Annotated in this window: 12 protein-coding genes; 1 reads left to right on the forward strand and 11 read right to left on the reverse strand. The window is 74.8% G+C overall.

Features of this window, described 5'->3' with window-relative positions:
* Window positions 1–92: 92 nt before the first annotated feature.
* Complete coding sequence (locus tag ACIQKA_RS04870; protein ID WP_383152506.1) at window positions 93–788, reverse strand: type 1 glutamine amidotransferase domain-containing protein; 696 nt, start codon at window positions 786–788, stop codon at window positions 93–95.
* Between the two features lie 222 nt (window positions 789–1,010).
* On the opposite strand from ACIQKA_RS04870, the gene ACIQKA_RS04875 reads away from it, so the two are divergent.
* Entirely contained in the window at window positions 1,011–1,310 is a 300-nt protein-coding gene (locus ACIQKA_RS04875; RefSeq protein ID WP_383429216.1) for a DUF1876 domain-containing protein, read from the forward strand.
* Between the two features lie 201 nt (window positions 1,311–1,511).
* Here ACIQKA_RS04875 and ACIQKA_RS04880 read toward each other — a convergent pair whose 3' ends face one another.
* The 10 genes from ACIQKA_RS04880 to ACIQKA_RS04925 form a co-directional block, all read right to left on the reverse strand.
* The gene (locus ACIQKA_RS04880) at window positions 1,512–2,111 is read right to left on the reverse strand and encodes a CBS domain-containing protein (RefSeq protein ID WP_383152504.1); all 600 of its coding nucleotides are present in this window, start codon (window positions 2,109–2,111) and stop codon (window positions 1,512–1,514) included.
* Between the two features lie 133 nt (window positions 2,112–2,244).
* Window positions 2,245–4,308: a discoidin domain-containing protein gene (locus ACIQKA_RS04885; RefSeq protein ID WP_383152503.1), complete on the reverse strand. Its 2,064-nt coding sequence runs from the start codon at window positions 4,306–4,308 to the stop codon at window positions 2,245–2,247.
* A gap of 121 nt (window positions 4,309–4,429) precedes the next feature.
* Window positions 4,430–5,023, reverse strand: coding sequence for a TetR/AcrR family transcriptional regulator (locus ACIQKA_RS04890; RefSeq protein WP_383152502.1), 594 nt, complete (start codon window positions 5,021–5,023; stop codon window positions 4,430–4,432).
* 103 nt (window positions 5,024–5,126) lie between these two features.
* Window positions 5,127–5,918: an ATP-binding cassette domain-containing protein gene (locus tag ACIQKA_RS04895; protein WP_391093954.1), complete on the reverse strand. Its 792-nt coding sequence runs from the start codon at window positions 5,916–5,918 to the stop codon at window positions 5,127–5,129.
* A 121-nt stretch (window positions 5,919–6,039) separates the two neighbouring features.
* A complete protein-coding gene (locus tag ACIQKA_RS04900) occupies window positions 6,040–7,083 on the reverse strand; it encodes a glycine betaine ABC transporter substrate-binding protein (RefSeq protein ID WP_383152501.1) in 1,044 nt (347 codons plus the stop codon).
* Between the two features lie 50 nt (window positions 7,084–7,133).
* Window positions 7,134–8,036 carry an ABC transporter permease gene (locus tag ACIQKA_RS04905; protein WP_383152500.1) on the reverse strand — a complete coding sequence of 301 codons (903 nt, stop codon included), beginning with the start codon at window positions 8,034–8,036 and terminating at the stop codon, window positions 7,134–7,136.
* Window positions 8,033–9,232, reverse strand: a complete 1,200-nt coding sequence (locus tag ACIQKA_RS04910; RefSeq protein ID WP_383152499.1) for an LLM class flavin-dependent oxidoreductase — start codon at window positions 9,230–9,232, stop codon at window positions 8,033–8,035. Before ACIQKA_RS04910 ends, ACIQKA_RS04905 begins: the two co-directional genes overlap by 4 nt.
* Window positions 9,233–9,583: 351 nt before the next feature.
* Complete coding sequence (locus ACIQKA_RS04915; RefSeq protein ID WP_391093606.1) at window positions 9,584–10,159, reverse strand: exonuclease domain-containing protein; 576 nt, start codon at window positions 10,157–10,159, stop codon at window positions 9,584–9,586.
* A 59-nt stretch (window positions 10,160–10,218) separates the two neighbouring features.
* The gene (locus ACIQKA_RS04920) at window positions 10,219–10,890 is read right to left on the reverse strand and encodes a GntR family transcriptional regulator (RefSeq protein WP_402539983.1); all 672 of its coding nucleotides are present in this window, start codon (window positions 10,888–10,890) and stop codon (window positions 10,219–10,221) included.
* A 171-nt stretch (window positions 10,891–11,061) separates the two neighbouring features.
* Window positions 11,062–12,279: a CaiB/BaiF CoA transferase family protein gene (locus ACIQKA_RS04925; RefSeq protein WP_402539984.1), complete on the reverse strand. Its 1,218-nt coding sequence runs from the start codon at window positions 12,277–12,279 to the stop codon at window positions 11,062–11,064.
* Window positions 12,280–12,350 lie beyond the last annotated feature (71 nt).

The following is a 12,350-nucleotide window of genomic DNA, read 5'->3' on the forward strand; positions in this document are numbered from 1 at the left end:
GGCGGTGCGCCGGACCGCGCAGCACCGCCGCCGCCCGGGGGTCTCCGTGCCTCGGGGAGAAAGGACGGCGGCGTTTCCGCACCGGCTCGCGGTCAGGCGAGGCGCGCGACGACCTCGGCCGCGAGCGGGGCGGACGAGGCGGGGTTCTGGCCGGTGACCAGGTTCCGGTCCACGACGACCTTCGGCGCCCACGGCTCGCCCGTCCGCACCTTCACGCCGGCGTCGGTCAGACGGGTTTCGAGGAGCCACTCGGCCTTGTCGGCGAGCCCGCCCTGGGCCTCCTCGGCGTTGCTGAAGGCGGCGGCCTCGTACCCGGCGAAGGCGTTCGTGCCGTCGGGCCGGGTGGCGGCGAGGAGCGCGGCGGGCCCGTGGCAGACGACGGCGACGAGCCTGCCGGAGTCGAGGGCGTCGACGAGGAGCCGGCCGGAGACGGGGTCGACGGCGAGGTCCTCCATGGGGCCGTGGCCGCCGGGGTAGAAGACGGCGTCGTACGCGTCGGGGTCCACGTCGTCCAGGGCGATCGGGTGCTTGATCTCCTCGATCGAGGCGAGCGCGGCCGCGACCCGGTCGGCGCCCTCCCGTCCGCCGTTGTACTCGGGGGCCAGACTGCCCCGGTCGAGCGTGGGGACGACGCCGCCGGGGGTGGCGACGACGACCTCGTGACCGGCCTCCCGGAACGCCTCGTAGGGGGCGACGACCTCCTCAGCCCAGAAGCCGGTGGGGTGCCGGGTGCCGTCGGCGAGGGTCCAGTGGTCGGCGCCGGTCATCACGAAGAGGATCTTGGACACGGGAGTCTCCGGGGGAGTGCGGGGAAGCGGGGGACGCCTCCGACCGTAGACCGGAGCCCGGAGGGCCACCAATGGAGAAAGCCACGGGTGCCACGGGAACTCCGGTGGCGTCCCGGGAACGGGGCCGCCCCCGCGCGCCGGGGCCTCCACCGGTGGGATCCTGGAGGCATCGGAAGGGCCGTGCGCCGTTTCCGCGCGGCCGACGGCGCGAGGAGGCAGACCATGAGCCGCACCCTGGAGTGGACGGTCGGTCTGGAACTGGTCGAGGACGGCGGTACGACCCGGGCCGAGGCCCGGCTGAGCACCGGGACCTCGACGCTCACGGGCCACGGCGCGGCCCACCGCAACCCGACGGACACGGACGTGCCGGCGATCGGCGACGAGCTCGCCGCGGGCCGGGCGATGAAGGACCTGGCGGGCAAGCTGATGCGGGAGGCCGACCGCGAGATGGAGGCGGTGGGAGCCGGGACAGTGCCGCAGCGCACCGGGCCCGGGTACGGCTGGCCGGAGGCGGTGACCTGACGGGAGACACCCGGGCGGACCTGCGACCTGAACGGGAGGGCGACCTGACGGGACGGTCACCCGACCGGGGTGAGGCGCCCGACCGGGGTGAGGCACCAGATCGGAGCGAGGCGCCCGACCGGAGCGAGGCACCAGATCGGAGCGAGGCGCCCGGCGGAGACCGGGGCCGCGAGGCGCCGGCCCCGAACGGCCGGGAGCGCCTCAGGCCCCGCCGCCCTCCTCGTACGTCAGCCTGTCCACGACCTCCACGACCCCGTCCACCGTCTCGCACAGCCGGACCAGGATCGGGCCGATGCCCGGCCGCTCCGGCGCGCCGCTCAGCGTCACCCGGCCCTCGTCGACGTCGATGTGGACGGCGGACGGGGAGAGGCGCAGGATCCGGACGACCACGTCCTCGCGGATCTCCTCCTGGATGGAGCGGTCCCTGCGCAGGAAGAGCTGGAGCAGGTCGCTCCGGCTCAGCACCCCGATCAGCCGCCCCTCCGCGTCCACGACCGGCAGCCGCTTCACCCGGTGCCGCTCCATCCGCCGGGCCGCCTCGACCGCCGTCCACGACGGCCGGGCCGTGACGACCGGGCTGGTCATCATGGCCTCGGCCGTGCTCGGCCCGTCCTTCGCCGTGTGCCGCCGCAGCAGGTCCGCCTCGGAGACGACGCCCACCGGCCGGTTCTCGTCGTCGACCACCGGGACCGCGGTGATGCCGTACTCGTCGAGGAGCCGCGCGATCTCCTTGAACGGCGTCCCGCGCTGCACCGCGACCGCGGTGGGCGTCATCAGGTCCGCGACACTGCGGTGCCTCATCGTCCGTTCCGTCCCTTCTGCGTTCCGGATCCCATGATCCCGCACCGGGGACCTTCTCGGAACGAGGGGGTGGGAGGGCGGAGGGCCGGCCGGACCGTCCTCCGGTCCGGCCGGCCCCGCCCGCGCGGCGCCCTCAGGCCCGGTGGACCGACACCTCGTGGAGCGAGTACCCCCACTTCGTCGCCCGCCGTTCGCCGTGGATCCGCACGTAACGGGCCGACTGCGACGGGAACTCCGCCGTGTCGTAGCCGCCGTCCCCGGTGGTCGTGGACCACACCGTCCGCCAGTCCGCGCCGTTGTCCGACAGCTCGATCCGGTACCGGCTCGCGTACGCGCTCTCCCAGTCGAGGACGACCCTCCCGACCGGGCGGGCCGACCCGAGGTCCACCCGCAGCCACTGGCCGTCCGACCAGTCGCTGGCCCAACGGGTGCCCGTGTCGCCGTCGAAGGCCCGGCCCGGCGCGTAGCTCGTGAACGGGTTCCACTCCGAGGAACTGGCCGACGCGGGCGCGCCCGCCGCCAGGTTCACCCCCGGCTCGTGGTCCTCGGTCGCCTTCCACGTGGTCAGGTACGACTCCGCGCCCGAGGCCAGCTCGCCCACGACGCCCGGCCCGCCGGCGGTGAGCCGGATCTGCTCGATCCAGTCCGGGACCATGCCGTGGTGCGCGGCGCCGTCGGTGTTGAGGTCCCAGACGCGCTGCCCGGTGACCTGGCGGTCGAGCACCGACCCGCCGTCGAAGCTGCGGAAGGGGTACGTCACGGCGTTCGGCGCGCCGGTGCCGACCGGGCCCGGCCAGCCGCCGACGCCGTTCATGTCGGTGCCGTAGCCGAGGCCGACCCCGTACTTCGCGCGGAGCGCCGCCTTCTGCCCCGCCTCACCGACGAACCCCTCCGCGCCGTGCATGTACTGGGCGACGAAACCGCCCAGGCGGTAGAGCCGTTCGGTCCAGTCGAGGTCCATCCAGCTGTGGCTGGACAGGACGCCCGGGTACTCCTCGGACTCCAGGACGTCCAGCGCCCGGCCCGCGGCCTTGACGCTCATGTGGTCGAGCTCCAGCATCATCCCGCGGTCGATCATGCCCCGCAGGGCGTGCTCGCCGAGCCGGGTCAGGCCGCGGGTGTTGCACCTGGCGTCGGAGGCGTACGAGGGGACGCTCACGCCCGGCGGCAGCTTCGACGCCATCACCGGGGCCGCCGCGAGGCCGATCGGGTTGTCGTGCTGCGGACCCGCGCACTTCTCCGTGGCCCAGAAGGTGCCGGTCGACAGGAACTGGCCGATGTTGACCGCCGTGCCGATGGCCCCCTCGTCGAAGCGGACCCCGCACAGCGCGTTGTCGAACTTGTGGCACAGGAACATGCTGCGCACCCCGAGCCCGTACAGCTCGTCCAGGCCGCGGTCGATGTCGGCCTTGTCGCACTGGGCGACGTCGAGGATCTGCTTGCAGCCGAACGGCTCCGAGGTCTCCACGCCCAGGACGACCGCGAGCTTGCCCTGCTCGACCACCGAGCGGGCCTGCGCCGCGTCGGTGACGATCCGGAACCAGCCCTTGCCCGGGCCGCCGTACATCCGGTCGACGTAGCTCTGGAGCTCGTACGTCTTGCGGGCCTGGAGGCGGATCGAGTCCATCTCGTCGCAGCCCCGGTCGCGGGGCAGGATCGAGCAGATCAGGCCGTTGGTCACCAGGTCGTTGACCAGGACGCGCTGCCCGCCGCGCCAGGCGCGCTCGACCCAGGCGTAGTAGTTCTGCTGGTGGGTGAGGGAGTCGTGCGCGGGCCAGTCCTTGAACGTGGGCCAGCCGACCGGGTCGTGGTGGCCGTCGGCGCCGCCCGTGATGTTCTCGAACAGCGCGCCGGAGCCGTCGGGGTAGTGCTCGGGGCAGTCCTTGAGGGCGTCGGCCGCGCCCGCCTCGGAGAAGGTCCGGCCGCAGATGAGCCGGCCGCCGAAGCCCTCGTCGGACATCAGGTGGTTGTGCGCGTCGACGAACCCGCGCACCTTCCCCCGGGCGTCCGTTCCGGTGAACGGCGCGCCCGTGACGTTGATCTGCGAGTCGGCGGCGGGACGGGACGCCGGCTCCCACCACGAGCCGCCCGCGGCGGCGGGGACCGGGGCGGAGCCGAAGAGGACGGCGGCCAGGGCGAGGACGAGCGCCAGGAGGGCGGATCCGCCGCCCCTCCCGCGCGAAAGGGGTCGAGTCATGGGCAGCGAGCCTCCGGTCGGTGGGGAAGTACCGGGCGTGCCGAGGATCGCGGTGCCGGAGGGCCGAGTCAAGGGTCCGGGACAGATGACCTACTCGCGGGTGAGGAGTCCCGTACTCCCCTCAACCCTCCATCAGGGCAACGACTTGATCCGCCATCAGGTCGAGATGGCCGTCCGCCGCCTCCTCGTCGCCGAGGACGAGGAACTGGAGCGTGAGGCCGTCGATCGCCGCCGCCAGGTACCGCGCGACCACCTCCACCGGCACCTTCGGCCCCACCCCCCGCACCGCTCCCACCCGCTCGACCAGATCGGCCGCCGACGCCACGTACTGCTCGTACTGGGCCCGCGCCAGGTGCTCGAACCCGGGCTCGCGCAGCGCGTACTGGGTCAGGTCGTACGTCAGCATGTGCTCGCCGGGATGGGCGGTGACGTGGTCCCAGTACGTCCGGAGCGCGCCCCGGACGGTCTCGCGCAGGGTGGCCCCCGGCTCCACCGCCGACATCACGCGCGCCACGTAGTTGTCGGTGATCGTCTCGATCGCGGCTTCGAGGAGCGCCTGCTTGGACTCGAAGCAGTAGTGGAAGACGCTCAGCGACACCCCCGCCTCGGCGCAGATCGACCGGGTGGTGGTCCGGGCGACCCCGTCCCTGGTCATCGCCCTGATCGCCGCCTCGACGAGCTGCCCGCGTCGTGCGGCCGAAGACATCCGCGCCATGGTTCCTCCTCGCGTCCGGCGCCAGGGTAACCGCAGCCCCCGGCGCCGTGATCGCCCCGGCCCGCCCCGCCGGCCCGCCCCCGGGGCCCCGGACCCCCGTTCCTCAGGCCGCCGGACTCCGCGTCGCCGCCGCGAGCTCCGACCGCAGGGCGGCGAAGCCGGGGTCGCCGCGCAGGGCGGCCACGTCCGTGTCCGGATCGCGCGGGAGGGGCACGGGGACCTCGGCGACCACCCGGCCGGGGCCCGCCGCCATCACCAGGACCCGGGAGCCGAGCAGTACCGCCTCCTCCGCCGAGTGCGTGACGAACAGGACGGTCGCGCCGGTGGCCGACGCCAGGGCGCGCACCTCCTCCTGGAGGCGTTCGCGGGTGAGCGCGTCCAGGGCCGCGAACGGCTCGTCCATCAGCAGGACCTGCGGCTCCGCCGCGAGCGCCCGCGCGATCGCGACGCGCTGCTGCTGGCCGCCCGACAGCTCCCAGGTGCGCCGCCCGGCCATGCCCGAGAGGCCCACCAGGGACAGCAGTTCCTCGGCCCGCCCGGCCCGGGCGGACCGCTCCACGCCGTGCCGGGCCAGGGCGAAGGCGAGGTTGCCCCCGACCGTGCGCCAGGGGAAGAGCCGGGGCCGCTGGAAGACCACGCCGACCTTCCGGCGCACCTCCACGCTTCCGGCGGCGGGCCGCTCGAAGCCCGCCACGAGCCGCAGCAGCGTCGTCTTGCCGCAGCCCGACGGGCCGACCAGGACCACGAACTCGCCGGGCGCCACGGTCAGGGACACGCCGGAGACCGCGACGACGGGGGCCTTGGGCGTGCCGTAGCGGACCTCGACGCCGGACAGTTCGATGTCGGACGGCCCGGCGTCGGACGGCCCGGTGTCGGGCGTCTTGGTGTCGGGCAGACCCGCCCCGGACGGCCCGGTGTCGGACGGTCCGGTGTCGGACGGCCCGATGCCGGCGGCGCCCGACACCGCTTCCGTACCCGCTCCGGCGGACGACACGGCCCCGGCCGGTGTCACGCGCTCAGCCGGCGACACGGGCCAGCTCCTTCAGCGCGAGGCCCTTCTCGAAGACCGACCGGTCCGGCACGGCGTCGATGGCCTTCTGGCCCTTGAGGAAGACGGCGGCGTCGTGCAGGTTCCCCGCGAGCGCGCCCGGAGCGCCGGGCCTGCCGAGGTACTGCGCGCCCTGCTGCTCCCGGGCGGTGAGCAGGACCAGCTCGGCGAGCTGCCTCCGGGCCTCCTCGGGGTCGAGGTTGAGCTCGGCGCCGATCGCGGCGGCCGCCTTCGCGGGGTCGCTCTTGGCCAGCTTCACCGCCTGGTCCTCGGCCTTCAGCCAGGCGTCCACGATCTCGGGATGCTTCGCCGCGAACGCGTCGGTGACCACGCCCAGGTCGGCGGTCGGCCTGCCCTTCGCCGCGATCTCCCGGCTGGAGACGAGCACCTTCCCGTCCTTCTTCAGCTCGGTCAGGCTCGGCGTCCACACATAGGCGGCGTCGACGTCGCCCCGCTGCCAGGCCGCGAGCGCGTCCTGCGGCTGGAGGTCGACGAGCGACACGTCGGAGGCCTTGAGCCCGGCCGACTCCAGCGCCACGAGCAGCGAGTAGTGCGCGGTCGAACCGAACGGGGTCGCTGTCTTGCGCCCCTTGAGCGCGGCGACGGACGCGACGTCCTTCTTGGCGACGAGCGCCTCGTTGTCCCCGATCAGATCGTGGATCCACAGCACCTTGTACGGGATGTCCAGCGGCGCCGAGAGCCCCTTGGTGACCGGGCTCGAACCGAGGAGCCCGAAGTCCACCGACCCGGCGATCACGGCGGTGTTGACGTCGCCGCCCGAATCGAACCTCACCCACGACACCTCGGCGTCCGGCAGCGCCTTCTCCAGCAGCTTCTGGTTCTTCACCACCAGGTCGGCGTTGGGGATCGCCTGGTACGCGATGCGCACCCGGACCTTTCCGCCCCTGCCCTCGCCGCCGGAGCCGGCACCGCCGCAGGCGGTCGTGGAGAGGGCGAGCAGCAGGGCGGTGGCGGAGGCGGTGAGCACGGCGCCGCGACGGGAGGAGGGCATGACGGTTCCTTCGGGGAAGAGGGAGGAGAGGGGAAGAAGAGGAGGGTGGGTCAGGCGCGGCCGCGCCACGGGACCGCCGCCCGCTCCAGGCCCCGGAACAGCGCGTCGAGGAGGATCCCGGAGAGGCCGATGGCGATGATGCCGGCGACGACGACGTCGGTCTGGTTGTAGCGCTGGGCGTCGCGGATCATGCCGCCGATGCCGGGCACGCCGTTGATCGTCTCGGCGGCGACGACCGAGGTGTACGCGATGCCGACGGCGATCCGCACCCCGGTCAGGATCTCCGGCAGCGCCGACGGCAGCCGGACGGAGAACAGCAGCGCCACCGGCCCCGCTCCCAGGGCCCGCCCCGCCTCCACCAGGTCGGCGGGGACGCCCCGGACGGCCGCGGCGGTGGCCGCCGCGATCGGCGGGAGGGCGGCGACGAGCAGCAGCCAGATCTTCGGGGACTCGTCGATGCCGAACCAGATGACGAGCAGCGAGAGGTACGCCAGCGGGGGCAGCGTGCGCAGGAAGGTGACGGCCGGCTCCAGGACCACGGCGAGCGGCTTCACCACCCCGATGAGGAGCCCCAGGGGGATCCCGGCGAGGGCCGCGTAGCCGGTGCCGATCGCGATCCGGCGCAGCGAGACCGCCAGGTGCTCGACCAGCAGGTGGCCGCTGATGCCGCGCACCCCGTCCCGGACGGTGGACGCCTTCACGAAGGCCTGCCACACGTCGCCCGGGGACGGCACGAGCACGCGCGGCCAGACGCCCGCCGCGACCACGGCCTGCCAGGCCGCGAGGAGGACCGCGAGCGCGAGGAGCCGCAGCGCGGTCCAGCGCAGGGCCGCCACCCCGGCCGGTATCCGCCGGCCCGGCCGCCCGGCGGCGGGGACGGGGCCGGCCTTCTTCTCCGCGGTGCCGGTCCCTTGCGCGGTGCCGGTCCCCTTCGCGGTGTCGAGGAGGGTCACGCCGCCGCCCCCGTGCCGGTGGTCTCGGCGCCGGCCGTCCGCGCGCGGGACGCCTCCGCGCCGTCCGTCCGCGCGTCGTTCGCCTCCGCGTCGGCCGCCTCCGTGAGCGCCCGCAGCCGGGGCGCGACCTCCTCGCCGACCCGGTAGGCCTCTTCGAGGTGGGGATAGCCGGACAGGACGAACTCGTCGATGCCGGCCCGCCCGTACTCGAAGAGCCGTCGTGCGACCTCGTCGTGCGAGCCGACCAGGGCCGTGCCCGCGCCCTCGCGGACCAGCCCGATGCCCGCCCACAGGTTGGGGGAGACGGTCAGGTCCTCGGCGGAGCCGCCGTGCAGCGCGGTCATCCGGGCCTGCCCGGTGGAGTCCATCCGGGCGAACCGCTCCTGCGAGACGCGGACCGCCTCCGGGTCGAGCCCGGCCAGGATGCGGTCCGCCTCCCGCCAGGCCTCGGCGGCGGTGTCGCGGGTGATGACGTGGAGGCGGATCCCGAAGCGCAGGGTGCGCCCGGCCCGCGCGGCCTTCTCCCGCAGCCGGGCGACGCGTTCGGCGACGGCGGCCGGGGGCTCGCCCCACAGCAGCTGCACCTCGGCGTGGTGGGCGGCGACCTCCTCGGCCTCCGGCGACGCGCCGCCGAAGTAGAGGGGCACGGGCGACTCCACGGAGGGCTCGTGCAAGCGGGCGTCCTCCACCCGGACGTGACGGCCCGCCAGGTCGACGGCGCCGCCGTCGAGCAGCGCCCGCACCACCCGCATGAGTTCGCCGGTCCTGACGTACCGCTCGTCCTTCGGCAGGTGGTCGCCGTACGCCCGCTGCTCGGCCGGGTCGCCGCCGGTGACCACGTTCAGCGCGATCCGGTCGCCGAACAGGCGCCGGAACGTGTCGGCCTGCTGAGCGACCAGCGTCGGCCGGGCGAGACCGGCCCGGAACGCCACCAGGAAGCCGATCCGCTCGGTCACCGCCGCGACGGCCGGGGTCAGTACCCACGGATCCGCGCAGCCGAGCCCCACGGGCGTCAACAGCTTCTCGAAACCGGCCTGTTCGGCCGCGCGGGCCACTTGGGCCAGATAGCCGAGACCGGCGCCGCGGCGGGTCGCGGCGGCGGTGCGGCCCTGGACGGCGGTGACACCGCCGGGGTCGCGGCCGTCACCACCGGTGGGCAGGAACCAGTGCAGTACGGGGGAGGCGGAAGGGGGCATGCGGGCGTACCTCGGAGGAAGTGCGGGGCGGAGACGGGCGTGCCGCGGAACGCCCGCCGGGCGCGGGAAGGATGGCCGGAGGCCCGGGAGCGTCAGGGCCCGGGGCGTCGAACGCGGCGGAGGCGGCCGGCGGAGGGGGTCCGCCGACGGCGCGGGAGGAGAGCGGGGAGGCGAGCCGGGAAGGGGCTCAGCAACAGGCCGCGCGACGACAGGAGTCGACCCGACACAGCATCCCCGCGACACGCAGAAGATCCACGTGGCGGCGGGAGACGAGGGCGGGAGTCATGGGCGCATCCTTGCCGCGCGGACGCTCCGCCGACAAGTCTCGTCCGTCATGCGGACCGAAGGGTCTCAGCCGGTGGGACCCGGCTCCTCCGGCCAGGCGCCCCGGTCGGCGATCCGCAGCACCAGCGCGGCGATGTTCCACGCGTCGTCCTCGCCCCGGTGGTGACGCCCCTCCAGGGGCAGCCCGGCCACCTCCAGGGCCTGCGCCATGCCGGGCCGCCGGGCGAGCCCGTACGCCTCGGTGAAGACCGCCTTCGCGTTGGTGTGCCGCCGCCCGAAGGGGTACGGGGCGCCGGTGGCCCGGCACTGGTGGGTGAACTGCTTGCGGTCGTACTCGCCCCAGCTCGCCCAGGGGCGCCGCCCCGCCCCGTACGTCGTGGCGAGCAGCCGGCAGGCGGCGGCGAAGTCCAGGCCGGTGTCGGCCTCCGCCTGCGTGAGGCCGGTCAGTTCGGTGCAGAACGCGCTGACCCGCGAGCGGACCGGGCGGACCGGGATCCGGTGCCGGGAGAGCCGCTCGCGCGCCTCCAGGTCGACCACGGTCAGCCCGATCTCGATGATCTCGCTCACCTGGCCGGGCGGGCGCTCGCCCTCCCAGCAGGTCGCCTCGACGTCGACGATGTTGACCAGACCCCCGTGCTCCATGCGGGGGAGCGTAGAGGGCGTCCCGGGGGGACGGCACCCGGTTTTCCGCCGGGAAGGGATCAGCCGGCGTCCCGCTCCAGGACCTCGCGCAGGGCCGCCACCGCGTGGGCCCGGTGCTCGTCGAGCCAGCGGACGGCGGCGGCCCCGTCGCCGTGGCGGAGCGCGGAGATCACGGCCCGGTGCTCCCGCACGGCCAGCTTCCGGTGCGGGGCGTCGGCGTAGTACAGCGAGCGGTACGCGTCGGTGGAGTCCCACAGGGTCGCGACCAGACGCACCAGGCGCGGCATCCCGGAGGCCTCGATCAGGGTGAAGTGGAAGAGCCGGTTCGCCGCCGCCATCGCGGGCACGTCCCCGTCGGCGGCGGCCCGCTCCACCTCGCGCTGGATCCGTTCGAGCGCGCCGACCGTGCCCTCGGGCATCCGCGCCACGGCCAGGCGGACCGCCTCCGTCTCCAGGAGCTCCCGGATCCGGTAGATCTCCTCCAGGTCGTCGAGCGAGAGCTCCGCGACGAAGTAGCCCCTGTGTATGTGATGGACCACCAGGCCCTCGGCCTCCAGGGCCTTGAGGGCCTCGCGCAGCGGCACCCGGCTCACCTCGAATCGCGCCGCGAGGGCGTCCTGGCGGATCTGGTCGCCCGGCCTGAGCTCCCCGGTGGTGATGGCGCGCCGCAGTTCCTCCAGGACGAACTGCTGGGCGGTCTGCGGCCGCCGCTTCTGCACCGCGCTGCTCATCGCCTGTCGCCTTCCGTTCCTCGTGCCGCCGCCGACGGATCGCCGCCCGGCAGGTCGCTCCTCCGCCGGATCGCCCGTCCGGCGGACCGCTCTTCCCGCGGACCGCTCCTGCGACGGACCGCTCCTGCGGAGTGACCATCTTCCTACGGATCTTCCGCGCCTCCCCCCGGCTCAGGGCGTGCGCGCGGCCCGTCCCTCCGCGCCGAGCACGGCGTCCGTGTGCTCCCCGAGGCGCGGGGGCGCGGCCCGGTAGGAGGGCGGGGTGGCGCCGAGCCGGATCGGGTTCGCCACCTGTCCGGGCCCCGCCGCGGACTCGGGGACGCGCGGGGCGAGCCCCAGCCGGTCGGCCAGGCCGAAGGCGTCCGCCAGGTCGTTGATGGGCCCGCAGGGCACCCCGGCCGCCGTCAGCTCCTCGAACCAGTCGTCGGCGGTACGGCCGCCGAGCGGCCCGGCGAGCACCGCCGCCAGCTCCTCCCGGTGGGCGACCCGGGCCGAGTTCGTCGCGAAGCGGACGTCCTCCGCCAGCCCCGGCAGACCGAGCCGCCCGCACAGCGCCCGGAACTGCCGGTCGTTGCCCACCGCCAGGACCAGCGGCCGGTCCTTCGCCTCGAACACCTCGTACGGGGTGATGCTCGGGTGCCGGTTGCCCATCGCGTGCGGCACGACCCCCGCGCCCAGGTGGGCCGCGGCCTGGTTGGTGAGCGCGGAGAGCAGGGAGCCGAGCAGCGAGACCTCGACGCGCTGGCCCTCGCCGGTGCGCTCCCGGTGCCGGAGCGCGGCGAGCACGCCCATGCCCGCGTGCAGGCCGGTGACGACGTCGACCAGCGCCACGCCCGTCTTCGTCCCCGGCCCGTCCGGCTCGCCCGTCACGCTCATCAGTCCGCCCACGGCCTGGACGAGCAGGTCGTACCCCGGAAGCCGGGCGCCCCCCTCGGTGCCGAACCCGGTCACCGAGCAGTAGACGAGACCCGGGTTCGTCGCCCGCACGTCCTCGTAACCGAGCCCCAGCCCCTCCATCGTCCCGGGGCGGAAGTTCTCCACCAGGACGTCCGCCCGGTCCACGATCGCGCGCGCCGCCGCCAGGTCCCCGGGATCCGTCAGATCGAGCGACACGGAGCGCTTGTTCCGGTTCACCCCGAGGAAGTACGTGGCCTGCCCGTCCGCGAACGGCGGCCCCCACGCGCGCGTGTCGTCCCCCGACCCCGGCCGCTCGATCTTGATCACGTCCGCGCCCAGGTCGGCGAGGAGCATCGTCATGTACGGCCCGGCGAGCACCCGGCCGAAGTCCGCGACGACGATCCCGGACAGGGCGCCAGGCGCGCTGCCGGGGGTGGTGCCGGGCGCAGCGCCGGGCGAGGCGCCGGACGGGGTCGGCCGGTCTGCGCGCATTCCGCTCTCCTCGGGTCTCCTCGGGACCGGCGACCGGATGTCGGCTCCGACGCGCCGGGTCGAGCACATCG

It is taken from the genome of Streptomyces sp. NPDC092045, from assembly GCF_044756005.1.
Classification (GTDB): Bacteria; Actinomycetota; Actinomycetes; order Streptomycetales; family Streptomycetaceae; genus Streptomyces.

What these genes read in the sequence shown, in the direction of transcription:
- ACIQKA_RS04875 (WP_383429216.1), top strand. Translation starts at nt 1,011, where the DNA reads ATGAGCCGCACCCTGGAGTGGACGGTCGGTCTGGAACTGGTCGAGGAC.
- ACIQKA_RS04880 (WP_383152504.1), bottom strand. Translation starts at nt 2,111, where the DNA reads ATGAGGCACCGCAGTGTCGCGGACCTGATGACGCCCACCGCGGTCGCG.
- ACIQKA_RS04885 (WP_383152503.1), bottom strand. Translation starts at nt 4,308, where the DNA reads ATGACTCGACCCCTTTCGCGCGGGAGGGGCGGCGGATCCGCCCTCCTG.
- ACIQKA_RS04890 (WP_383152502.1), bottom strand. Translation starts at nt 5,023, where the DNA reads ATGGCGCGGATGTCTTCGGCCGCACGACGCGGGCAGCTCGTCGAGGCG.
- ACIQKA_RS04900 (WP_383152501.1), bottom strand. Translation starts at nt 7,083, where the DNA reads ATGCCCTCCTCCCGTCGCGGCGCCGTGCTCACCGCCTCCGCCACCGCC.
- ACIQKA_RS04910 (WP_383152499.1), bottom strand. Translation starts at nt 9,232, where the DNA reads ATGCCCCCTTCCGCCTCCCCCGTACTGCACTGGTTCCTGCCCACCGGT.
- ACIQKA_RS04915 (WP_391093606.1), bottom strand. Translation starts at nt 10,159, where the DNA reads ATGGAGCACGGGGGTCTGGTCAACATCGTCGACGTCGAGGCGACCTGC.
- ACIQKA_RS04920 (WP_402539983.1), bottom strand. Translation starts at nt 10,890, where the DNA reads ATGAGCAGCGCGGTGCAGAAGCGGCGGCCGCAGACCGCCCAGCAGTTC.
- ACIQKA_RS04925 (WP_402539984.1), bottom strand. Translation starts at nt 12,279, where the DNA reads ATGCGCGCAGACCGGCCGACCCCGTCCGGCGCCTCGCCCGGCGCTGCG.